Origin of the sequence: Escherichia sp. E10V10, assembly GCF_004211985.1 — a bacterium.
Taxonomy (GTDB): Bacteria; Pseudomonadota; Gammaproteobacteria; order Enterobacterales; family Enterobacteriaceae; genus Escherichia.
This window is the reverse complement of sequence record NZ_RHJO01000001.1, coordinates 450,897-474,788: the sequence shown is the minus strand read 5'-3', so window position 1 is coordinate 474,788 and position 23,892 is coordinate 450,897. Positions and strand designations below refer to the sequence as shown.

At 51.7% G+C, this 23,892-nt stretch carries 19 protein-coding genes; 2 read left to right on the top strand and 17 right to left on the bottom strand.

Annotated features, from left to right (window positions below):
• Window positions 1-75 precede the first annotated feature (75 nt).
• The 14 genes from cpsB to wza form a co-directional block, all read right to left on the bottom strand.
• Window positions 76-1,512, bottom strand: coding sequence for a mannose-1-phosphate guanyltransferase (gene cpsB / locus D9736_RS02065; protein WP_000079309.1), 1,437 nt, complete (start codon window positions 1,510-1,512; stop codon window positions 76-78).
• A 2-nt stretch (window positions 1,513-1,514) separates the two neighbouring features.
• Window positions 1,515-2,738: a colanic acid biosynthesis fucosyltransferase WcaI gene (wcaI, locus tag D9736_RS02060; protein WP_130257572.1), complete on the bottom strand. Its 1,224-nt coding sequence runs from the start codon at window positions 2,736-2,738 to the stop codon at window positions 1,515-1,517.
• A complete protein-coding gene (gene gmm / locus D9736_RS02055) occupies window positions 2,735-3,214 on the bottom strand; it encodes a GDP-mannose mannosyl hydrolase (protein WP_000479836.1) in 480 nt (159 codons plus the stop codon). The genes wcaI and gmm overlap by 4 nt, the downstream gene beginning before the upstream one ends.
• Before the next feature lie 2 nt (window positions 3,215-3,216).
• Window positions 3,217-4,182: a GDP-L-fucose synthase gene (gene fcl / locus D9736_RS02050; protein WP_130257571.1), complete on the bottom strand. Its 966-nt coding sequence runs from the start codon at window positions 4,180-4,182 to the stop codon at window positions 3,217-3,219.
• Between the two features lie 2 nt (window positions 4,183-4,184).
• On the bottom strand, window positions 4,185-5,306 hold the full coding sequence (gene gmd, locus D9736_RS02045; RefSeq protein WP_000048207.1) for a GDP-mannose 4,6-dehydratase: 1,122 nt from the start codon (window positions 5,304-5,306) through the stop codon (window positions 4,185-4,187).
• Window positions 5,307-5,332: 26 nt separating this feature from the next.
• Complete coding sequence (wcaF, locus tag D9736_RS02040; protein WP_130257570.1) at window positions 5,333-5,881, bottom strand: colanic acid biosynthesis acetyltransferase WcaF; 549 nt, start codon at window positions 5,879-5,881, stop codon at window positions 5,333-5,335.
• Between the two features lie 79 nt (window positions 5,882-5,960).
• Window positions 5,961-6,707, bottom strand: a complete 747-nt coding sequence (gene wcaE / locus D9736_RS02035) for a colanic acid biosynthesis glycosyltransferase WcaE (RefSeq protein ID WP_001567718.1) — start codon at window positions 6,705-6,707, stop codon at window positions 5,961-5,963.
• Window positions 6,708-6,717: 10 nt separating this feature from the next.
• Window positions 6,718-7,935, bottom strand: coding sequence for a colanic acid polymerase WcaD (gene wcaD, locus D9736_RS02030; RefSeq protein WP_000107816.1), 1,218 nt, complete (start codon window positions 7,933-7,935; stop codon window positions 6,718-6,720).
• On the bottom strand, window positions 7,910-9,127 hold the full coding sequence (gene wcaC / locus D9736_RS02025; RefSeq protein ID WP_130257569.1) for a colanic acid biosynthesis glycosyltransferase WcaC: 1,218 nt from the start codon (window positions 9,125-9,127) through the stop codon (window positions 7,910-7,912). The genes wcaD and wcaC overlap by 26 nt, the downstream gene beginning before the upstream one ends.
• Window positions 9,124-9,612 carry a colanic acid biosynthesis acetyltransferase WcaB gene (gene wcaB / locus D9736_RS02020; RefSeq protein WP_000888753.1) on the bottom strand — a complete coding sequence of 163 codons (489 nt, stop codon included), beginning with the start codon at window positions 9,610-9,612 and terminating at the stop codon, window positions 9,124-9,126. Before wcaB ends, wcaC begins: the two co-directional genes overlap by 4 nt.
• Before the next feature lie 2 nt (window positions 9,613-9,614).
• Entirely contained in the window at window positions 9,615-10,454 is an 840-nt protein-coding gene (gene wcaA, locus D9736_RS02015; RefSeq protein ID WP_000654487.1) for a colanic acid biosynthesis glycosyltransferase WcaA, read from the bottom strand.
• Window positions 10,455-10,546: 92 nt separating this feature from the next.
• A complete protein-coding gene (wzc, locus tag D9736_RS02010) occupies window positions 10,547-12,709 on the bottom strand; it encodes a tyrosine-protein kinase Wzc (protein WP_130257568.1) in 2,163 nt (720 codons plus the stop codon).
• Between the two features lie 2 nt (window positions 12,710-12,711).
• Window positions 12,712-13,155, bottom strand: coding sequence for a low molecular weight protein-tyrosine-phosphatase Wzb (wzb, locus tag D9736_RS02005; protein ID WP_000482901.1), 444 nt, complete (start codon window positions 13,153-13,155; stop codon window positions 12,712-12,714).
• Window positions 13,156-13,160: 5 nt separating this feature from the next.
• Complete coding sequence (gene wza / locus D9736_RS02000) at window positions 13,161-14,300, bottom strand: polysaccharide export protein Wza (protein ID WP_000978094.1); 1,140 nt, start codon at window positions 14,298-14,300, stop codon at window positions 13,161-13,163.
• A 658-nt stretch (window positions 14,301-14,958) separates the two neighbouring features.
• On the opposite strand from wza, the gene D9736_RS01995 reads away from it, so the two are divergent.
• The gene (locus D9736_RS01995) at window positions 14,959-16,542 is read left to right on the top strand and encodes a TerC family protein (RefSeq protein WP_130219644.1); all 1,584 of its coding nucleotides are present in this window, start codon (window positions 14,959-14,961) and stop codon (window positions 16,540-16,542) included.
• 459 nt (window positions 16,543-17,001) lie between these two features.
• On the opposite strand, the gene asmA is transcribed toward D9736_RS01995, so the two are convergent.
• The 3 genes from asmA to udk form a co-directional block, all read right to left on the bottom strand.
• Window positions 17,002-18,855: an outer membrane assembly protein AsmA gene (asmA, locus tag D9736_RS01990; RefSeq protein WP_130257567.1), complete on the bottom strand. Its 1,854-nt coding sequence runs from the start codon at window positions 18,853-18,855 to the stop codon at window positions 17,002-17,004.
• Window positions 18,856-18,876: 21 nt separating this feature from the next.
• Complete coding sequence (dcd, locus tag D9736_RS01985; RefSeq protein WP_130219374.1) at window positions 18,877-19,458, bottom strand: dCTP deaminase; 582 nt, start codon at window positions 19,456-19,458, stop codon at window positions 18,877-18,879.
• A gap of 91 nt (window positions 19,459-19,549) precedes the next feature.
• Window positions 19,550-20,191 (bottom strand): uridine kinase, encoded by a 642-nt coding sequence (gene udk, locus D9736_RS01980; protein WP_064529458.1) that lies wholly within the window; start codon window positions 20,189-20,191, stop codon window positions 19,550-19,552.
• A 318-nt stretch (window positions 20,192-20,509) separates the two neighbouring features.
• Here udk and D9736_RS01975 point away from each other — a divergent pair, with 318 nt between their 5' ends.
• Window positions 20,510-23,827, top strand: a complete 3,318-nt coding sequence (locus tag D9736_RS01975) for a diguanylate cyclase (RefSeq protein ID WP_130219372.1) — start codon at window positions 20,510-20,512, stop codon at window positions 23,825-23,827.
• Window positions 23,828-23,892: the final 65 nt, after the last annotated feature.

Sequence of the window (23,892 nt, the reverse complement as noted above, 5' to 3'; positions counted from 1 at the left end):
CAGGCCTACAAACCCGAACCGTAGGTCGGATAAGGCGTTCACGCCGCACCCGACAAACAGCGCCTGATGCGACGTTTACACCCGTCCGTAGCGATCCGCGAAGCGCACCACATCATCCTCTTCGAGATAAGAGCCGGAGCGCACTTCAATTAAATCGAGCGGAATTTTCCCCGGGTTTTCCAGGCAGTGCGTCGCCCCCAGCGGAATATAAATGGACTCGTTTTCACCAAGCAGTTTGATATCACCGTCAATGGTGACTTTTGCCGTTCCCGCGACAACCACCCAGTGTTCCGCGCGGTGATGGTGCATCTGTACTGACAAGCCTTCGCCCGGTTTCACGGTGATGCGTTTCACCTGATAGCGGTCGCCCGCGTCGATAGAGTCATATTTGCCCCACGGGCGATACACTTCGCGATGCACCCGATGCTCATGGCGACCATCGGCCTTGATCTGCTCGACTACTTTTTTCACATCCTGCACCGCGTTACGGTCGGCAATCAGCACCGCATCTTTGGTCTGCACCACCACCAGATCTTTCACCCCGACGGTGGTGACCAGGCCAGATTCGGCGTACACATAGCTGTTTTCAGTTTTGTGATTAATCACATCGCCATGGCAAACGTTGCCCTCGGCGGTGTGGGCGCTGATCTCCCATAATGAAGACCAGGAACCGACATCGCTCCAGCCCGCATCCATCGGCACCACAACAGCATCTGCCGTGCGTTCCATGACTGCGTAATCCACCGACTCTTCCGGGCAGGCGAGAAACGCTTCTTCATCCACACGAATAAAATCAAGATCCGGATCGACGGCGCTCATCGCTTTTTCACAGGCATCGAGAATATCCGGGCGATATTTTTTCAGTTCTTCGAGATAGCGTCCGGCGCGGAACAGGAACATGCCGCTGTTCCAGTAATATTCGCCGCTTGCCACATAGGCCTGCGCGGTTTCCAGATTTGGTTTTTCGACAAACTGCGCCACTTCAAAGGCCACCGTATCCTGCTCGCCCGCAGATACTTCACCGCGACGAATATAGCCATAACCGGTTTCAGGTAGATCCGGCACAATGCCGAAGGTCACCAGCTTGCCCGCTTCGGCATACGGCATGGCATTACGCACGGCGGCGCGGAACGCGTCTTCATCGGCAATCACATGATCCGCCGCCAGCACCAGCATTAACGGGTCGCTCTCCGGGCTATGACGTGTTGCCGCCAGCGCCGCCAGCGCAATGGCCGGTGCCGTGTTTCGCCCTGCCGGTTCGAGAATAATGTTCTCGGTGAGTTTGTTCAGTTGGCGCAACTGTTCCGCGACAATAAAGCGGTGCTGCTCATTGCAAATCACCACCGGGCTTTCGCACTCCACGCCGTTCAGGCGGCAGATGGTGGTTTGCAGCATGGTGAGATCGCCTTTCAGGCATAAAAACTGCTTGGGATAAAGTACGCGGGAAAGCGGCCATAAGCGGCTACCGGAACCACCTGCCATCACAACTGGATAGAGTTTCGACTGCGCCATAATTATCCCCGAATATCATTTATAAATTGACGTAACACGTTCTCTTTATCGAGCGTGCGTTCGGCATATTCACGTGCCACCGTGTTGTGTTTGGGCAGCAGAAGCGCCTGACGGATCCCCGCCACCAGCGCCTCGACCGATTCCGGTTCTACGCAAACCGCAATTCCCGGAAAGGTTTCGCAAAGCTGCCCCAGTTCTGTGTGGGCTTCCGCGGTAATCACCGCGTTACCGCCTACCGCCAGAATATTGGTCAGTTTCGACGGCAATACGGCATCTGCCGCGCCACGTTTTTGCACCACCAGATGGCAATCGCCCATCTTCAGCAGTGCGGGTAAAGCGTCATACGATTGCAGCGGGAAAAATTGCATGTTGCGCAGTCCGCGCTGCTGCGCCATTTTTTCCAGCCGCGCCTTACCGCCGCCCTGCCCGACAATGGCAAAAATCAGCGGTTCATCACGCAGGCGATCGGCAGCTGCAATAACGTTTTCCAGCCCCTGCTTTTCACCAATATTGCCGGAGTAAAGAATGATTTTTTTGTTATCCGGCAGGCCAAGCTGGTTACGAAGGGCGTCAACATCGGCGTCTGCAACATGTTGAAAACGGGCAATTTCCGACCAGTTGGGGAAGAAGATGACATTTTCCGCCGCCACGCCTTTTTCGATGGCTTTATTCATCATCGAACGCGAAATCGTGGAGACGTTATCGACGTTATGCAGTCCGCTACGTTCGAACGCCGTTGCCAGCTGTGCCACTTTGCCGCCTTTGCCTTTTCCGGCAAGGCCCAGCCCCAGCATGGCGTCCACTTCGTAATCCTGAATATGCAGCACGGTACGCGCACCAGAGAGTTTCGCCAGTAGGCGCATTCCCGGCGTGCAAAACAGCGTTGGCACCACGCCGATAATGCGATCCGGCTTCCAGCGACGTTGCGCCATCAGCGGAAAGAAACTGCTGACGGCAAAACTGCCGAGATGCAACAGGCGTTTCAGGGTGCTCGGCTGTTTTGGCACGTACAGCGGGCAGCGCCACACCGTAGCGGCTCCCTCTTCTCGTTTGTACCGCCAGGCGGAATAGTTCTCGCCCACCTGCCACTGCGGGTAGTAAGGCGGTGCGGTAATAACCCGCACCTCATGACCTTGCGCCGCCAGCCATTCCACCATCTCGCCGGTGTATTTGCCGATGCCGGTTAACTCCGGCGAGTAGTTAATGCCGTAGACCAGTATTTTCATAATCCGGGTACTCCGGCACGCTTCTCAGCGAGAAAATAGGCGCGGCTGTTAGCGTGAACATTGTCACTGGCGAGCAGTGCGTCCGGCGTCAGCCAGCGGTAATCGTCATGCTGCTCATCCGGCAGTAACAGTTCTTCTTCCGCGACTCTGAAGCGAAAACCGAGCACCACATAGTGCGTGGTGAAATCCGTGCCGGAGAAGTTATCGTCATAAAAGTGCTGCCAGACACCGTAAAACTGGCCTGCTGTTATCGGCAGACGCAGCCCCAGTTCCGCCATCGTCAGCCGCTCAAATGCGGCCTCCAGCGTTTCGTCTTTCTGCACGCGCCCTCCCGGCACAAACCAGTAACCCTGCGCCGGGCGGTTGGTTCTTTTGCCAAGCAGAAACTCGCCGCGACTGTTCTCGACAATAAAGTCGAGAGAGACAAGCGGTGTGGAGCGCACTACCGTGGCAAAGTCTTCCTGACGTAAAAACATCATTACCCCCGAAAGCGGTCTTGATTCTCAAGGAACCACTGGTAAGTGCTGGCAAGCCCCGCTTCCAGTGAGATTTCGTGATACCAGCCAAGCTGATGCAGGCGCGTCACATCCAGCAGTTTGCGCGGCGTGCCATCCGGTTTGCTGGCATCAAAAACCACCCGACCTTTGTAACCCACCACTTTGGCGATGGTTTGCGCCAGCTCGCGGATAGTGCAGTCAACGCCCGTGCCGACGTTAATGTGCGACAGCAACGGCTGGGTGTTCTCCAGCCAGACTTCATGCGCCAGCTCCATGACATGAATGCTTGCCGCCGCCATATCATCGACGTGCAGAAATTCACGCATCGGTGTACCGCTGCCCCATACCACCACGTCCGGCGCATTCTGTTGCGTCGCCTCGTGGAAGCGACGCAACAATGCAGGGATCACATGCGAGTTACTCGGATGGAAGTTGTCGTGTGGCCCGTACAGGTTGGTCGGCATAACTGAGCGGTAATCGCGTCCATACTGGCGGTTGTAAGATTCGCACAGTTTGATCCCGGCGATTTTGGCAATGGCGTAAGGCTCGTTGGTCGGCTCCAGCGTACCCTGCAATAACTCGCTTTCTGCCATTGGCTGTTTTGCCAGTTTCGGGTAGATGCAGGACGATCCAAGAAACAGCAGTTTGTTCACGTCGTTCTGATGCGCGGCGTGAATGATGTTGCTCTCAATCATCATGTTCTGGTAGATGAAATCCGCCGGATACGTGTTGTTGGCGACAATGCCGCCCACTTTCGCCGCCGCCAGATAGACCTGGTCAATGCTTTCGCTGGCAAAGAAATCATGCACCGCGCGGCTGTCCAGCAGGTTCAGCTCGTCGCGGGTGCGTAATACCAGTTCCACATCACCGCGCTGTTCGAGCTGTCGCTTGATGGCGGAACCGACCATCCCGCGATGGCCAGCGATAAAAATGCGTTGTTTACTCATGCTTATGACTCCAGCGCGATCGCCACGTCGTAGCCGTGAGATTTCAGCAGAGAGTGTTTTTTCGCCGCTTCGAGGTCATTAGCCACCATTTCAGACACCATCTCTCTGAGGGTGATTTCCGGTTTCCAGCCCAGTTTTTCGTGCGCTTTGGTCGGGTCGCCGAGCAGCGTTTCAACTTCAGCCGGACGGAAGTAGCGCGGGTCAACGGCGATAATCACATCGCCCGGTTTAACGCCCGGCGCGTCATGCCCGGTGACGGAAACCACAATGCCCTTCTCTTCAACGCCCGTGCCTTCAAAGCGCAGTTTGATGCCCAGCTGTGCTGCCGCCATTTCTACGAACTGACGCACGGAGTACTGAACGCCGGTGGCAATAACGAAATCTTCCGGTTGTTCCTGTTGCAGCATCATCCACTGCATTTTTACGTAGTCTTTGGCATGGCCCCAGTCACGCAGGGAATCCATATTGCCGAGGTACAGGCACGACTCCAGCCCCTGGGCGATGTTGGCGATTGCGCGGGTGATTTTGCGGGTAACGAAGGTTTCGCCGCGGCGCGGGGATTCATGGTTGAAGAGAATACCGTTACAGGCGTACATGCCGTAGGATTCGCGGTAGTTAACGGTGATCCAGTAGGCATACAGTTTGGCGACCGCATACGGAGATCGCGGGTAGAACGGCGTGGTTTCTTTCTGCGGAATTTCCTGCACCAGACCGTACAGTTCAGAGGTGGAAGCCTGATAGAAACGGGTTTTCTTTTCCAGACCGAGGAAGCGGATCGCCTCGAGCAGGCGCAGCGTACCCATCGCATCAACGTCTGCGGTATATTCCGGTGACTCAAATGAAACCGCAACGTGGCTCATTGCGCCCAGGTTGTACACTTCATCCGGCTGCACTTCACGCAAAATACGCGTCAGGTTGGAGGTATCACTCAGGTCGCCATAATGCAGATGGAATTTCGGGTTGCAGGTGTGCGGATCCTGATAAATGTGATCCACGCGCTCGGTGTTGAATGACGATGCACGACGCTTAATACCATGCACCTCGTAACCTTTTTCCAGCAGCAGTTCTGCCAGGTAAGAACCGTCTTGTCCGGTTACACCGGTGATGAGAGCGACTTTTGACATGTCTTATTCCTCTGTATTTTTTGAATTTATTCAGTTTCAACGCGTTCGCGTATCACCACTGCGGGATTCCCCCGGCAAACCACATTTGCCGGAAGCGATTTAAAAATACTGCTTCGCGCACCCACGACGGTGCCGTCGCCGATCGTGACGCCAGGGGCAACAAAGACATCGGTTGCCAGCCAGCATTTCTCGCCAATCACAATAGGCGTGGCGTTAATGGTGAAATGTTGACTTGCATGGTCGTGGCTACCGGTGCATAAGTAACTTTTTTGCGATATCACCGAATGTGCGCCAATGGTTATTTCACCGAGGGTGTATAAATTGACCTCATCGCCGACCCACGCGTAATCACCTAAGATTAATTTCCACGGATAGGTAATTTTTACTGACGGACGAATAACTACGTTTTTTCCTATTTTTGCGCCGAATAAACGTAATAAAAATGCCCGCCAGCGATACAATACTTGTGGCGACCAGGCAAATATTGTTGCCTGTACCGCCCACCACAATTGCACTTTAATAGCGTTGCCGCCCCGGAACCCTTTCGGCACCGAGAAACCGCTTAAATCTTGCATTGGCATTCCTTATGTACTCTAAATAATTCGAGTTGCAGGAACGCTAACGCACATGCAACTTGAAGTATGACGAGTATATTCAGACTTTGTTATATAAGGCTTTAGTCTTACCCGTCGTGCGCTGGCGTAAATGCCAGGATAATTCTGCCCAGAAGCCAGGCACATGTAATATCTGCCGTTGGACTTTTTTAGCGTCAGCACACAATTCCATATTATTGGTGGTTGATACCCCACCCATAGAAAATTCAGACACCAGGCCATTGAGTTTTTTAAATGCATAACCGGCTTTATACATTTTGGCCGCCAGCGCGTAGTCGGAAGAAACTTTATATTCCAGATCATAACGCCATTTCTTCAAGCCGGATACCGGGAAAAATATCGCCTGATGGCTGGCGGGCAGGCTGTGATAAATATACCAACCCGGTTTGGCGCTACGTTTAATTTTATGCCCGTCGCCAAAATCCAGCAGCGCATCGCCGGTGATCATCACGTTATCTTTTTGCATTTTTAACTTACGGACAAAATTTGCGGCATCCTGATGAAAAATATCGCCCGAGTTGAGAAACAACGCGAACTTGCCTTGTGCCATCGCAATGCCTTTGTTCATGGCGTCGTAGATACCGTTATCTGGCTCGCTAACAAAGCGTAGGTTATAGATACCATTGAGATTTTCCAGATACTCACGGGTGCCGTCGTTGGAACCGCCATCGACAACAATCCATTCGAAGCTGATATCGTCCGCCTGCGCCAGATGCGCCAGCGAGGCATGTGTTTTGACTATCCCTTCAAGGTTACGAAATGCGACAGTGATTATGCTAAGCAACATGTTCTTATTCTTACCTCGTAATATTTAACGCTTTCCGCAAAATAAACGGACAGACGATTAAAAATGCATATTCCGGGCTAAATATCGAACCGGTAAAAAACAGCGACACCGGAGTAAAAAGATATAATTGCACGCGAAAATTGCGGTTATCACCAAAAGCGTTGATCATCATTTTTATCACTTTCCCCATGTACCACAGCGATAAAAACACTGCGAACCAGGAAAAATAAATAATCAGCAGATACAAACCATTGTCTATGGTTTTTCCGACATCCGCACCGTTAAATATTCCGAATGATGCGACATATTCATAAAGTGAGCCAAATCTGACTACACCGTCAATATGGGTCAAAGAATAACCGACCATCACCAGCGGACCGACAATACGATAATACGATGACGATCCTTCCGTACCTAAATCGCCCAGACGGGTGGAAATATAAGGAAACGCGATTACCACACCAACCAGGAATACAGCCAGAGAAATCAATGCTAACGGTAACTTTTTCTTAATCGCCTCTTTATTCAGATATTGAAATGCCCACTCCAGCAAATAAAACAGGATAAAGGTCATAACCCCTGAAAACGATCCGGATAATATTATTCCTGCGAGAATCATAGCATCTGTTTTAGGCGTTTTGATACCAAACTGTTTGATGCTGAGCCAAATTGAGATTAATGCCAGAGCGAAAAATGCCGGTTCGAAATAAAGTGCTGTCGTGCGCTTGCCACCGAATTTTATGAAATTCAGTACATAGCTGTTGCTGTAAATCAGATATTTCGAAATCGACTCCATAATACTGCTGCCGCCGGTGAGGATAATTTGCGCCATCTCCACCGCCGCCAGCGCCACCACCAGCCCGACCACCAGATAAAAGAAACGTAATATCTTGCGATGGTTGTGTGGCGAAATCGTTTTAAAGCGAATACTCCACACCATGCCAATAATGATCACAATATAGACAAACAGCATGGTTGAAGTGACGTATTTACTGGCATCCAAAGACTGACCAAACAGGTAGTTAAACGCCGTGAGCCCCGCACCAATCCCTAAGGCAATCATCAATTTTTTAACGCTGATGCGCTCTAAAAACAGCAGTAACAAGACAGGTAAAAAAGTGACGATGGTGATGGGGAAACTTTCGCCAAGCTGGGCGATTTTGACGTTAACCAGCAGGTAGATCAGCGGCAGCAGCAGGTAGCTACAGATTCTGATAGAAGTTGACATACTCCTCCAGCATCTGTTGTCCACTGTAGGCGGCGCGGCTGCGTTGGCTGAACCCGGCCAGCGTGGTACCAAATATCGCCTGCGCGATTTCCGGTTTACTTAACTGGACCAGTTGCAGCACGTCTTCTTCGCTGACGGTTTTACCGCCGGATTTTTGCAGCACTTCCCGCGCCGCATCGCTATGGGTGGCAATCACCGGCACGCCAATCGATAGCGCCTCACACAAAATCAGCGGGTAGTTATCGACGCGAGAACTGAACACCAGCGAATCCATCTGATTGAGCGCGCTCATTAACTTACGTTTGTCGGTTTCAAAGCCGTGATTAACCACGTTGCCAGCGGTGAACGGCGAGAACTTACCGAAGGTATGCAGTTCGATTTTGTCGCCCAGCGCCATCATCTCGCGCACCAGTTGCTGGTTAGTTTTGCCGTCGTAACGCAGGTCATGCGCCACCACCGCGATTTTCGGCTTGCCCTGGGTTTCGCGCACCGGAGGCAGATCCGCCAGAATCGCTTCGGTTGCCATATCAATGCCATTATTGATAATCCGGCAACGCCCTGGCCCGTACAGGCTATTGAAAGCGTCAGCCACATGCTGGCTGGGGGAAATAAACTGACAGCCCAGTGCCAGCATCTCGCGGAATAACTGGCGTTTGCCCGCCACCAACTGGTGTGCGCGATCAATCTTCACCGGCGGATAGTTATTTAAGGTCGGGCATTTCTGGCAGCCCGTTTTCCAGCCTTCGCAACCGTCGGTAAAAGCGCAGCGTCCGGTAACGCTCCAGTGGTCGTGCAGAGTCCAGACCAGAGTGACGTCCGGTTTGTGGTTTTTCACCTTTTCGCAAAAGCGCACCACGCTGTTAAGATTCAACCAGTAGCTGTGCAGCACATGAAAATGCAACACCACAGGACCCGCTGTGCGAGTAATGGTGCGATATAACTCATTGAAATTGCCAAACAGATCGCGATTAAACAGACGAAACAGGGCAATGTTCGCCATAGCGGTAATCCGCGGCGTATGTTTGATGACCTGCGGATAGTTTTGATGGCTGACGCTCTCTTTGCCGCCTTTGCCGTAGCCGTAGACAAAATGTGACGCCAGCCCCTGTTGCAGCGCACGCTGGTGGAGATCTAACGCCACACCTGCCGCCCCGCCTTCCGCCAGTCGCACATTAAATTGCAGAATATTCATTTAATTACCTTCACTCGCGCTTTTTCTCCCACCACCAGCGCGTTATCCGGGACAGAGTCGAGCACCACGCTGCCCGCGCCCACGGTGACGTTGTTACCAAGCGTGATATCACCAAGAATAATGACGTTGGCACCGAGTTCGACGCCATTGCCAATGTGGGGACATGCCATGTTATCGGCACCCCGATTGCCGATAGTGACACCGTGGCGAATGGTGAAATCATCCCCCGCTACCACGTTTTTATTGATCACTACGGCGTAACCGTGATGGATAGTGAAACGGCGGCCAATGGTTGCGGCAGCCTGGATTTCATAACCGAAAAAGCATTCGGTGATAATGCGATACAGCACCAGCAACGGGACCGCCCACAGATTGTTGAGGACGTTCTTTTTGCGCCACACCGAACAAAAATGAGCGACGCGATAGGCAAGAACCATGCAGCACGGGCGTAAACTCCAGCTGTTGGCGCGCAGATCTTCCAGCATCTTTAGCGCCCCCGAATACCATCAGCCAGACGTTTGCCGTTACGCACCGACAGCAGCGTCAACAAGGTGCGCCAGGTCATACGTTTATTACGGATCTGGTAGAGGGTAAACAGCTGATATTTTTTGCTGGCACGGTCGAATTTGTCTTTGTGCTTGCGATAAAAGTGGAAGTATCCGGAGAATTTTTTCGGTGACGAGGTGATCTGCATTTCGCCGTGATTGATATGCAGGATCTGCGTCGCCTCTTCCACTTTCCACGGTTCGCCGTACTCCACCACCATTCGCAGGAAGATGTCGTAATCCTGTGCTGCTTTCAATTCGGTATCGAACAAGCACTCTTTGAAACGCCATGCCCAGGTAAAGACCTGATTGCCAATGATATTGCGTTTGTAGAACAGGCGGCGTGAATACGGCGATTTGGGATACAGCGGCAAACTTGCCGGTTGGGAATAGACTTCGCCCTGGCAAACGTAGTCGTTAGCGTACAAAAAGGCGTGAGTGACCAGTTGCTGTTTATGGGCGAGGAAGACGCTCAGACGGTTGGGTGTCCATTCATCATCATCATCGATCCCGGTGATGTATTCCCCTTGCGCCAGCATAATCGCCTGGTTACGTACCGCGCACGCCCCGCTGTTAATGTCGTTGTGAATGTAAGTGATACGCGGATCGTTGAGGGCTGTGACGTACTGTTGCAGTTGTTCCCAGGAGGTGGAGCAATCATCCACGATGATCATCTCCCAGTTGTTGTAGTCCTGCCGCAGGACCGATTTTATCGCCCGAATCGCCAGTTGTTGGCGGTTCCAGGTTGGCATATAGATTGAGATCAGCGGATTATCTTTCATAGGTTGTTCTCCCGGCTTATGAGCTGGTTTGCTTGCCGGATGCGGCGTGAACGCCTTATCCGGCCTACGGGGTGGTGCGAATGCAGGCGTCGTTATTTCGCATCCGACTTATATTCGTATTCGTAATAGCCATAATCCTGATACGCGCTGGCGCGGCGGAAGATGGAGTTCAGAATCACCCCTTTCACCGGAATACCGTTTTGCTCAAAGCGGCTCAGACTGGTTTCCACTTCTTTCAATGTGTTGACCGCATAACGCGCCACCATTAACGTGGTTCCAGCGTGACGCCCGACAATTGCTGCATCGGTCACTGCCAGAATCGGCGGCGTATCAATCAACACCAGGTCGTAGTTTTTACTCGCCCAGCTCACCAATTCGGCAAAGCGTTCGCTCATCAACAGTTCAGAAGGATTTGGCGGTACCTGACCGCGCGGGATCAGGTCAAATTTGGCAATAGAGGTCGGTTTAGCAGCGGTAGTAATATCGCCCTGACCAATCAGAATTTCCGACAGGCCATTAACGTTATTGGTGCCCAACAGCTCGTGGGTGTAGCCTTTGCGCATATCGCAGTCGATCAACAACACCCGTTTATTGGTCTGGCTGATCACCGCCGCCAGGTTGGCGCAGACAAAGGTTTTACCGATTGACGGGCTAACCCCGGTCATCATCAACACATTGTTCTGCGCCTGCATCATCGCGAAGTGCAGACTGGTACGCAGACTACGGATGGCTTCAATCGCCAGATCGGTTGGATTCCCCACCGCCAGTAGCTGACTCTGTTTATAGCGTTTAACCCCTTTGATGGTTTTGACGCTATCGCGCGCTTTTTGCCATTCCGACAGCGGGATGCTGGCATAGACGCTAATACCGTGTTCTTCCAGCACCTGTGGGCTTTCGATGCCGCGATTAAACAACGAGCGCAGCAGCACACCCACGATAGAGAGCATCAGGCCGAGGATAATCGCGCCGAGGATAATCAGTCCTTTCTTCGGTTTCAGTACACCTGGCTGGGTGATTGCCGGGTCAACAATGCGCACATCGCCGACGGTGCTGGCTTCGGTGATTTTCAGCTCCTGCTCTTTATTCAGCAGTTGCATATAGACCTGCTGACCAGACTCGACATCGCGGGTCAGGCGCACAATCTCCTGCTGAGTTTTCGGCATCGCCGTTACGCGACCATTAAGTTTGGCTTTTTCGTCTTCCAGCGCCTGCCGTTTCTCCAGCAGCGTGCGGTACGCCGGATGAACTTTGGTGAACAGCTTGGAGATTTCCGCCTCTTTAAAGGTCAGTTCGTTCAGCTGCGCGTCGATGTTCACCATCGAATCGAGCACCGCTTTCGCTTCCAGCGGCAGATCAACAGAATCTTTATCCTGACGGAAGGCATTCAGTTTGTTTTCGGCGACATCAAGGCGGCTGCGTACTTCTGGTAACTGTTGCGCGAGGAAGGCGAGGCTTTTCGACGCTTCCGCCGATTTGCGCTCAATATTTTGTTCCTGATAGTTACGGGCGATGCTGTTAAGAATGTCGCGGATCTGTTCGCGATCTTCACCGGTATAAGTCAGGCTCAGTACGCCTGCGTCTTTGCCGTTCTCCGTTACCGTCAGGCTGTTTTGCAGTTGGTTGATCATCCCCAGCGTGGAGTATTTGGTGACGGTAAACTCACTGCCCGGGCTGGCGTGAATGGCTTCAACCATCAGCGTGACGCCTTCTTTTTTCAACATCTGGCCCGCTTGCCCACGGGCGCTAAAGCCGCCATCACTGCTCAGGGTGTAGTTTTTATCATCCAGCACATTAAGCGTAAACACCTGATCCGCCATCTCTTTCGGGCGGTTAAAGGTTGTCACTTTCACCGTCTCGTTCTGACGTCCCATCAGGCGATCCCAGCCCGCACCGAAAATCGGGAACGTGTTTTTGCTAACCGCAATATCGAGGTCGAGATCGTCCACCGTTTTACCAAGCACCAGACGCGAACGAATCAACTGGATCTCGGCGTCCGATGCAGGCGGTTTGTTGGCTAACGCCGAGCCGATATCCTGCACCAGCGAATTGCCGCTGCTTTGTTCGATTTGTACCAGTGCGTCGGCGCTGTATATCGGCGTAGCGAAGAAGGTGTAAACCACGGCACAGAGGGCAAATACGGCGGTGATGCCAATCACCCACCAGCGCGCTTCAATGACGGTGCCGACCAGGCGACCAATATCGATTTCATCACTGCCCGTTACCGGAGCGGCATGTTGTTTTACTTTTTCTGTCATTCTTATACCTGCTCTGCGTTCAATGCCTGCGCCCACTGGCGGGCAGACCGTTCAAGTAATGTGTACACCGCTGCAAACGTTTCCCGACTTTTGCGATACGGATCGGGGATTTCACATTCGTTATCCCAGTGACCAAACAGCATCACTTTGCCGCGCATCTCAGGTGCCATCTCGCATAAGCGTTCGATATGGCGCTTTTCCATGGTCAAAATCAGGTCGTAGTTGCGACACAGACGGCGGCTGATTTGTCGTGCACAGTGGCCTTCCAGAGACAGTTGATGTTCTGCGGCGACGCTGATAGCGGTAGGATCAGCGCCCTTACCGACCAGCGCGCCGAGTCCAGCGGACTCCACTTTCAGCTCCGGGTGATAACGTTGCAGTAAGCGTTCCGCCGTCGGGGAACGGCAAATATTGCCGACACAGACAACTAAGATGTTGTTAAACATGACGATTACCAGTTATGAATGTCGCTGGCTGTATCCGTCATGTAACGGACACCGCTAATAGTTGGCAGCAACTGATTGATCAGACGGTTCCAGCGGGAAACCGGGGCGGTGGTGACATACACCACGTCATAAGGTTGCAGGCGGAATTCTGTCGCCATCACCAGCGACGTCGCATCGGACATATCCAGCTGGTAGATATTGGCAATCTTGCCGTTACGCCCGCCCTCGCCTTTCAGCGGACGAATGACAAAGATGCCGCTGGCATTGGAGGTGGTCATGTCGATGCCTTCAGCATTGCCCAGGGCTTCAGTCAGGGTCATACCGCTAAAGTCCATTTTCAGGGTGCTCTGTTTCTTCACTTCACCCATCACAAATACTTTCAGATCATCATTACGCGGCACGTAGAGAATATCGCCGGGGTAAAGCAGTCGGTTCTGATTGAGGTCGCCGTTTTGCATCAGCGCCTGCAAAGAAATGCGCTCTTCACGACCATTGTGTGTTAGCACCACGTTGCGCCAGTCAGCGGTGTCGGTCAGGCCACCTGCGGCGTTGATGGCGTCGAGAATGGTCAGTGGTACGTTGGTGATCGCCTGTTGACCGGATTTATTCACCTGACCGGAGATATAGGCCTTTTGTGAGCGGAAGGCGGCGATATTAACGTCCACCTGCGGGTCAGCGATGTACGTCGCTAAGCGCCCGGTAATATCACTGCGGATTTCAGCGAGCGTTTTCCCGACTACGTGAACCTTGCCGATATACGGGTAAAACATAGTGCCGTCAGGCTGTACCCAGTTGCCGGTGTCGCTGGAGCTGCGATACTGACCGGCGGGAGTGGTGAGTTCCGGGTGATCCCAGACGGTGACATTAAGAACGTCGCCCGGCCCGACGCGATACTGGTAATTCGCGATCTCACTTTCCAGCGTCATATTGGGGCGCGCTACGTTGGGTCGTGGGCGTAATTGGTCAATCAGACGCGGGGTCAGCGGATAAACATTCACCATTTTGTCGAGATCGAAATCAGCGTCCTGCTGTTTGATGACGTCTTTACCCATCGTCGACATATTGCTGCCCGGAAGTACTGTGCAACCGCTTATCAAGGTTACTGACACCAATAATGGCATCAATTTCATTTTGGATTTCATCATTGTTTATTTATCACTTTGGCAGAGTAATTATCCTGTGCACTATTAATAGCAATGTCGCCATGCACATTTACCTTGCAGTTAATTGAATAAAAATTTAACTGGCATCAGTCCTAAAAAAATTGATTTCATCCGCAGGCTATTGACAGAATAATTCAGACTGGTCTTTCAGGCATCCAGACACGCTACCGCCCCTGGCTTTTTAGCTACCAATACACTGATTTAGCTTAATTTTTAAAACCCTCTCAACATACAGTCGTTGATGAGAAAGGGTTATTGCGGAAATTAACTTCCGAATATAAGTTGACATTATGGTAATTGAATATTGGCTCTCCAATAATGCAGGAGGAAGTGTTACAGCTAACGGAATAGCAGGCAAGGTAACAATTCGGCAATTGGCTATTTTTAAGAATTATATTAAGTGTCATTCAATATGGTTTTTAGGAGTTTCTTTAGGTTGACAATATTTAACACAGTGTCTCCACATGCGATATTTCTTAAATAATGTTTTATTATTACCACTTTTAATTCAGGGATAATGCAATGTTATAATCCTCAAATAATGTGAGATAAATAGTGCTGCAACATTGCATTTTTGCCCTGATTTATCCATGATCGAATTGTGACATTTGTCATACAACGAATAGGTTTTGTACTTACTATGGAATGGATTGCCGATCCGTCTATCTGGGCCGGGTTAATCACGCTGATTGTGATCGAACTGGTCCTCGGCATTGATAACCTGGTCTTTATTGCCATCCTCGCCGAAAAACTACCGCCGAAGCAGCGTGACCGCGCACGGGTTACCGGGCTGCTGCTGGCAATGTTAATGCGCCTGTTACTGCTGGCGTCAATCTCCTGGCTGGTCACCCTGACACAACCGCTATTCAGCTTTCGCTCGTTTACCTTTAGCGCCCGCGACTTAATCATGCTGTTTGGTGGTTTCTTCTTGTTGTTCAAAGCCACGATGGAGCTGAACGAACGGCTGGAAGGGAAAGACAGCAATAATCCCACACAACGCAAAGGTGCGAAGTTCTGGGGGGTGGTGACACAAATTGTGGTGCTGGACGCCATCTTCTCACTCGACTCGGTGATTACCGCCGTCGGGATGGTCGACCATTTACTGGTCATGATGGCCGCCGTCGTTATCGCTATCAGCCTGATGCTGATGGCCAGCAAACCGTTAACCCAGTTCGTTAATAGCCATCCGACCATCGTCATACTCTGCTTAAGTTTCCTGTTGATGATTGGCTTTAGCCTGGTGGCGGAAGGTTTCGGATTCGCTATTCCGAAGGGCTATCTGTACGCTGCCATTGGTTTCTCGGTGATGATCGAGGCGCTCAATCAGTTGGCTATCTTTAACCGGCGACGTTTTCTCTCCGCTAACCAGACGCTGCGCCAGCGGACTACCGAAGCGGTAATGCGCCTGTTAAGCGGACAAAAAGAAGATGCGGAACTGGACGCCGAAACCGCGTCCATGCTGGTGGATCATGGTAACCAGCAGATCTTTAATCCGCAGGAACGGCGGATGATTGAGCGGGTACTTAATCTTAACCAGCGTACCGTCAGCAGCATTATGACGTCGCGCCACGATATTGAGCATATCGATCTCAACGCGCCGGAAGAAGAAATCCGCCAGTTGCTGGAGCGAAATCAGCATACGCGGCTGGTGGTTACCGACGGTGATGACGCAGAAGATTTGCTCGGTGTTGTTCACGTTATCGACCTGCTACAACAGTCACTGCGCGGCGAACCGCTCAACCTGCGGGTGTTGATTCGCCAGCCGCTGGTGTTCCCGGAAACCTTGCCGTTGTTACCAGCCCTGGAGCAGTTCCGTAATGCCCGCACGCACTTTGCTTTTGTGGTGGATGAGTTTGGCTCGGTGGAAGGGATTGTGACATTAAGTGACGTCACTGAAACCATTGCTGGTAACTTGCCGAACGAAGTGGAAGAGATCGATGCCCGCCATGATATTCAGAAGAATGCCGACGGTTCCTGGACGGCAAATGGTCATATGCCGCTGGAAGATCTGGTGCAATATGTGCCGCTGCCGCTGGATGAAAAACGTGAATATCACACCATTGCCGGGCTGTTGATGGAATATTTGCAGCGTATTCCAAAACCTGGCGAAGAAGTTCAGGTGGGGGATTATTTGCTTAAAACGTTGCAGGTGGAAAGCCATCGCGTGCAGAAGGTGCAGATTATTCCGCTGCGTAAGGATGGCGAGATGGAGTACGAGGTGTGATGGCATGTAGGCCTGATAAGACGCGTAAAGCGTCGCATCAGGCGTTTCGTTCAACCGGGAGAGTATGTGACATTGAAGGCTGTTCCGTTCACTTTATGTTCCTCGCTACTATGGAACGCTCAAGTCGGTGAACGTGCCAGGGTGGCTCAATCGCCACCACCCTGGCAACCCGGGCTCCCGGCGGTAAATCGCCGCTAGCGCGGTCCCTTCATCTTATTCCTTTCGGCTATCGGGTACGGGCGCGAGGTAACATCCCTGTAAAACGCGCCCTCAGCCCACATCCATGTGGGCTGCCCCGGCCTACAGGAAACGATTCGGCGATTTACAGCCGGACCAACCCCCTCGCGGAAATATCTTGCTTTTACTGATGATTCATCTTTGCTGAAAGTAATCTACGTGATTGCCTGATGCGACGCTTTACGCGTCTTATCAGGCCTACAGGACAGGTCACCTGGTAACTTACATCTTCTCCAGCAACTTCTTCACATCTTTGCCATTGCGGGAATCTTTATTCCGCTCGGCCCAGTCATTCAGGCGACGTTTCGCTTCGTCCTGTAAGTGTTTACGCAGTAACTGATCCACTTGCAGGCTGTAATTGAGTTGCTGCCAGTTGCCGTAAACCCGCAGAGGAACCGGCGTTTCTTTGAGGAAATCAATCAGTTTGCTTTCCCCGTTCCAACCGCCAATCACACGAATGTCAAACTGGGTGTCGCAGGTTTGATCTGCCAGATTCAACGTGCCAGCCCCTGAAAGCGCCAGCACTGGCGATTGACCTTGCATGTCGTTTAACGTCACGACACCATCCTTCAACGTCAGATCGGTGGTAAAGCTATCAAGCCGCGTCACGTTATCGAAGTTTTCAGCGGCCTTCACATCACCGCCATTACGTTCTACCGCTTGTTGGATCATCTGCTGGAAGTTCATGCCTTCCATGCGCGTATCGGCCATTTCGACATGCGCCTGTCCTTGCCAGGTGTGGCGGAATGCGTTGGCATCAATGTCAGCACCAGAGAAATCCCCTGCCAGCGACATTTTCCCCGTTAATGAGATGGGGTAGTTGAAGGCATTCAGGATGGTGCCAATCTCGACATTTTCCAGCCGGGGATGGAAAACTATACGCGGATGTGAGGCAGTTGCATCCAGCGTACCCGGTAACGACACGACACCGTCGTTAAGTTTGCCCTGCAACTGGATAATCTCCAGCAGCCCCGCCTTGTTGGTCATTTGCGCAGTAACATCGGCAAAATCCATTCCACGCCAACGCACGTTATTGGCCTGCAACAAAATATCTGCCGCAAAGCCTTTCAGCCCCTGATACGCAGGTTCATCAATACGTGAGGAAATTACCGGACGTGGCAGCGTCGGTTGGCTTTGCCCCTGTTGAGCAACGCCATTTTGCTTAGTCATCACCTCATTCATCGGCAGCAAATTATCCAGATTTAACTGGGCAAATTGCAGTCTGAGCAGCCATTCTGGCTTCTCAAGCAGCGCTACCTGCGCCTGACCGGTCAGATTACTGTCGTTAGCGGTTAAATTGATTTGTTCAAAGGAGAGACGTTTTTGCGCTTCCTGCCACTGAGTCCTGAACTGACCATGGCCCTGAATCCCCTGCTTCGGGAGATCAGCGCCCTGCAGTTGCCAGTCAATCTGTTGAATATCTGCCGTTAAATCATGCGGGTAATCAGAAGCATCAACAGTCCCCTTGAGCGCTAACGTGAGATCGCGTTGGTCGCGGTTTACCCGACCAGAGAATTCAAACGAACCGCGATGTTGTGGGTCCTGCTCCATTTGCAGGCGGATATCACGTACCGTAACCTGTTCGTCATTTTCATGCTGGAACACCAACACGCTGTCACTGACTCGCAGACTGGCGATATCGAACGACCAGCCGCGATCTTCCGCATCATCAGGTAACGTATTGTCTTTCGGGGCTATTGGGGCGTCTTCACTGCGCACTGCTTCTGTTTCCGGCGTCAGTTGAATGACTGCCCCTTTGAGCATGACTTGCTTAACGCTGAGTTGATGACTCAATAAAGGCCACAAGGCCACATCAAGGCGCATATTATCGGCACGTACCAGCGGTTGGCTGGCCCCGTTGGCCGTTAATATCATGCGACCAGAGAGGATACTAAGCTGCGGCCAGACGTGCCAACGCAGTGGCCCGTCGAGCTGCAATTGATAACCGCTACGTGCAGCAACCTGCTTGACCATATAATCACGGAAATCATTCGGATTCACCAGCAACACTAACGCAGATAACCCAGCCACCAGCACGACCAGGAGTATCATCAGCGTCGTCAGAAATCGTCTCATGGTATCCTCAATGGGCCTGAATTAGTCTTTATCGATTCGGCTAGCGACTGCGCCCTGCTGGTTGCGATATTTCGCATCTTCACGGCGGTTATACGGACGCGCTGCCGGACCTGAAAGCGGCTCAAAGCTCAGCGCGCCAATCAGCATACCCGGACGCAGAGCCAGCGGCAGCTTACCGGAATTGTAGAACTCCAGCACAATACAGCCAGACCAGCCCGGATCGATACGGTGCGCAGTGACGTGCACCATCAGTCCCAGACGCGCCAGTGAGGAGCGCCCATCCAGCCAGCCCACCAGATCGGCTGGCAGCGTCACTGACTCCAGCGTTACCGCCAGTGCCAATTCTCCCGGATGAAGAAAGAAAGCTTCGCTTTCATCAAGCACAATTTCATCGCTCATCACCCGGTCAAGCGCGGCGCTCACTTCGTCTTTAGGACCGCTCAGATCGATAAACGCTGCCGTGTGGCCACGGAAGGTACGAAATTTATTGCCCAGGCGTACATCCACCGTCGCGCCATTAATACGCTCCACGGGTGGACGTGGGTTGATCGACAAACGGCCTTCATCAAGCCAGGCTTCAATATCTCGGTCACACAGACGCATGGCATTTTCTCCTTTCGCGCATCACTCCCTTAACGCCAGTTACGTCAAGGGCATACCAGGTTATCACTGAACGGTACACAATTTACCAAGCTTATTCAAAGAACTGACTTATTTTCGCTTTCAATATATCGATCGCGATGCGGTTTTTACCGCCGCGCGGCACGATGATATCTGCATACTGTTTAGACGGTTCAATGAATTGCAGGAACATCGGGCGCACGGTTTTTTGATATTGCGCCATTACAGAATCCATCGAGCGACCACGCTCATTAACATCGCGCTTAATGCGACGCATCAGGCAGATATCCAGTGGGGTATCCACAAAAATCGAGAAGTTCAGCTCGTCGCGCAGACGCGCATCCGTCAGCAGCAAAATGCCTTCGAGAATAATGACTTTCTTCGGTTCAACCTTCACCGTTTCTTTCATACGCGTATGTTCAACGTAGCTGTAAACCGGCAGGTCGATAGCCGAGCCGCGTTTCAGCGCCTGCAAATGTTGCAGCAGCAGGCTGTGATCCATCGCGCTGGGATGGTCATAATTAGTTTTAACCCGTTCTTCCATCGACAGATGGCTTTGATCTTTGTAGTAACAGTCTTCCGGAATAACGCCGATGTGTTCATCACCGACTTGTTCACGTAATTCACGATAAAGGGTACTGGCAATGAGACTCTTGCCGGAAGCCGATGCGCCTGCGATACCGATAATGACGCACTGATGAGACTGATCAGTCATAAATTTAGCGACCTGAATAACCTGGATGTTAGGAAGGGGGCGCCGAAGCGCCAAACGCGGCAATTATAGGGATTTCATCCGCGTGATACCAGTCGAATAGCGTTGCCTTGCTCTCAGAGTTAATTGTTGACGATCAATTCCCTGATGCAAATTTAATTGCTCAGTTATGACGCAAAGTGAAAAATGTTATGCATAGTTGCGCAAATTATCCGCCATTACGTCACTTTATGAGCAATTTGCATATAAAATGTAAAACTTTTGTACTAGCATAAACACAGACACTAATACTGACGGCCTGGCCATGCGGATAGAGCGGTAATGAGTAAACCATCACAGCGTGTTTTAATTACCTTGCCTCATCCTCTGCTTCACCTCGTCAGTTTAGGTTTAGTCTCGTTTATCTTTACCCTTTTCTCGCTTGAGCTTTCGCAATTTGGCACTCAGCTTGCGCCGCTATGGTTCCCTACTTCCATTATGATGGTGGCGTTTTACCGCCATGCCGGACGCATGTGGCCTGGTATCGCGTTAGCCTGCTCACTGGGCAACATAGCCGCATCCGTGCTGCTCTTTTCCACCAGTTCGCTCAATATGACCTGGACGGCTATCAACATTATTGAAGCCGTCGTGGGCGCAATGCTGCTGCGAAAATTATTACCGTGGTATAACCCGCTACAAAATCTGGCTGACTGGCTTCGTCTTGCATTTGGCAGCGCCATCGTTCCACCTCTGTTGGGAGGGGGGCTGGTTGTCCTGCTGACGCCCGGAGACGATCCTCTCAGGGCTTTTTTGATATGGGTACTTTCAGAATCCATCGGCGCCCTGGCGCTGGTACCGCTGGGCCTGTTGTTTAAACCGCATTATCTATTACGCCATCGTAACCCACGACTGTTGTTTGAAACGCTGCTGACGTTAGCGATCACATTGACATTAAGCTGGCTTTCGATGCTGTACCTGCCGTGGCCTTTTACTTTCATTATTGTGCTGCTGATGTGGAGCGCCGTGCGCCTGCCACGAATGGAAGCCTTTTTGATCTTCCTCACGACAGTGATGATGGTTTCGTTAATGATGGCTGCCGACCCTACTCTGCTTGCCACACCGCGAGCGTACCTGATGAGCCATATGCCGTGGCTGCCATTTTTGCTGATTCTGCTTCCCGCCAACATCATGACCATGGTGATGTACGCCTTCCGCGCGGAACGTAAGCATATTTCCGAAAGCGAAACACGCTTTCGGAACGCCATGGAATATTCTGCTATCGGTATGGCGTTGGTGGGTACTGAGGGACAATGGCTGCAAAGCAACAAAGCCCTGTGCCAGTTTCTCGGCTACAGCCAGGAAGAACTGCGTGCTCTCACCTTTCAACAGCTGACCTGGCCGGAAGACCTCAATAAAGATCTGCAACACGTTGAGAAGTTGATTAGCGGTGAAATCAATACCTACTCAATGGAGAAACGCTACTACAACCGCCACGGCGACGTAGTTTGGGCGCTGCTTGCCGTCTCACTGGTGCGCCACACCGATGGCACGCCACTCTACTTCATTGCGCAGATAGAAGACATTAACGAGTTAAAACGCACCGAGCAGGTGAATAAGCAACTGATGGAACGCATCACGCTGGCTAACGAAGCGGGCGGGATTGGTATCTGGGAATGGGAGTTGAAGCCGGATATTTTCAGTTGGGATAAGCGGATGTTTGAACTTTACGAAATTTCCCCGCATATCAAACCAAACTGGCAGGTTTGGTATGACTGCGTGCTGCCGGAAGATCGAGAACACACCGAGAAAGTCATCCGCGATTCGCTGCAGGCTCGTTTGCCTTTTAAACTGGAATTTCGCATTACGGTAAAAGACGGTATTCGTCATATCCGCGCACTCGCCAATCGGGTTCTGAATAAAGAAGGTGAAGTCGAACGCCTGCTTGGCATCAATATGGATATGACTGAAGTAAAACAACTCAACGAGGCGCTGTTCCAGGAAAAAGAACGTCTGCATATCACCCTGGACTCTATCGGTGAAGCCGTGGTCTGTATTGATATGGCGATGAAAATCACCTTTATGAATCCAGTCGCGGAGAAAATGAGCGGCTGGAAGCAAGAAGAGGCGTTGGGCGTTCCGCTGCTGACGGTATTGCATCTTACAACTGGTGACACCGGGCCGTTAATTGAGAACATTTACAGTGCCGACACCTCACGTTCTGCTATTGAACAGGACGTGGTTCTCCACTGCCGTAGCGGTGGCAGCTATGACGTTCATTACAGTATTACGCCGTTAAGCACCCTGGATGGTAGTAGCATTGGTTCGGTGCTGGTGATTCAGGACGTCACCGAAGCACGCAAAATGCTACGTCAGCTTAGCTATAGCGCCTCCCACGATGCCCTGACGCATCTGGCGAACCGTGCAAGTTTTGAGAAACAACTGCGAATACTGCTGCAAACCGTTCACAGTACGCATCAGCAACATGCACTGGTATTTATCGATCTTGATCGCTTTAAAGCGGTAAATGACAGCGCCGGGCATGCGGCCGGCGATGCTTTGCTGCGCGAACTGTCTTCGTTGATGCTGAGTATGCTGCGCTCCAGCGATCTACTGGCACGACTCGGTGGTGATGAATTTGGTCTGTTACTGCCAGACTGTAATGTCGAAAGTGCCCGTTTTATCGCGACGCGCATTATCAATGCGATTAATGATTATCACTTTATGTGGGAAGGTCGGTTACATCGGGTAGGAGCAAGCGCCGGGATGACGTTAATAAACGACAGTAATCACCAGGCAGCAGAAGTTATGTCCCAGGCCGATATCGCCTGTTATGCTTCGAAAAATGGTGGTCGTGGTCAGGTCACAGTTTATGAACCACAGCAGGCAACTGCACATAATGAACGGACAGTGATGTCGCTCGATGAACAGTGGCGGATGACTAAAGAGAATCCGCTTATGATGATTGCCCACGGCATCGCTTCGCCGCGAATAACGGAAACGCGGAATTTGTGGTTGATTTCGCTTAAGCTCTGGAGCAGCAAAGGCGAGTTGATTGATGAACAGGCATTCCGCCGTAGCTTCAGTGATCCGGCACTCAGCCACGCGCTTGACCGCCGGGTATTACGTGAATTTTTCCAACAAACAGCAAAAGCGGTTGCCAATAAAGGTTTAAGCATCGCCCTCCCCCTTTCCGTTGCAGGGCTAGGCAGCGTCACTCTGGTAGACGAATTGCTTGAGCAACTGGAACAAAGTTCATTACCACCACGGTTGTTCCATTTGGTAATTCCGGCAGAAGCGATTTTCGACCACGGGCTGGCTGTGCAAAAACTGCGGCTGGCCGGCTGCCGGATCGTACTCAGCCAGGTAGGGCGCGACCTACAAATATTCAATATGCTCAAAGCAAATATGACGGATTATCTACTGCTTGACGCCGAGTTATGCGCCAGCGTACAGGGCAATTTAATGGATGAGATGCTGATTTCGATTATTCAGGGGCATGCCCAGCGGTTGGGTGTGAAAACCATCGCTGGGCCAGTAGCGTTGCCATTGGTATTGGATACGCTTTCTGACATTGGTGTTGATCTGATTTATGGCGATGTGATCGCCGAGGGCCAGCCTCTGGATTTGCTGGTTAATAGCAGTTATTTCGCGATTAATTGAGGGAGCGTTTGCCCATTGCCTGATGCGACGCTAACGCGTCTTATCAGGCCTACAAATCGCTCATT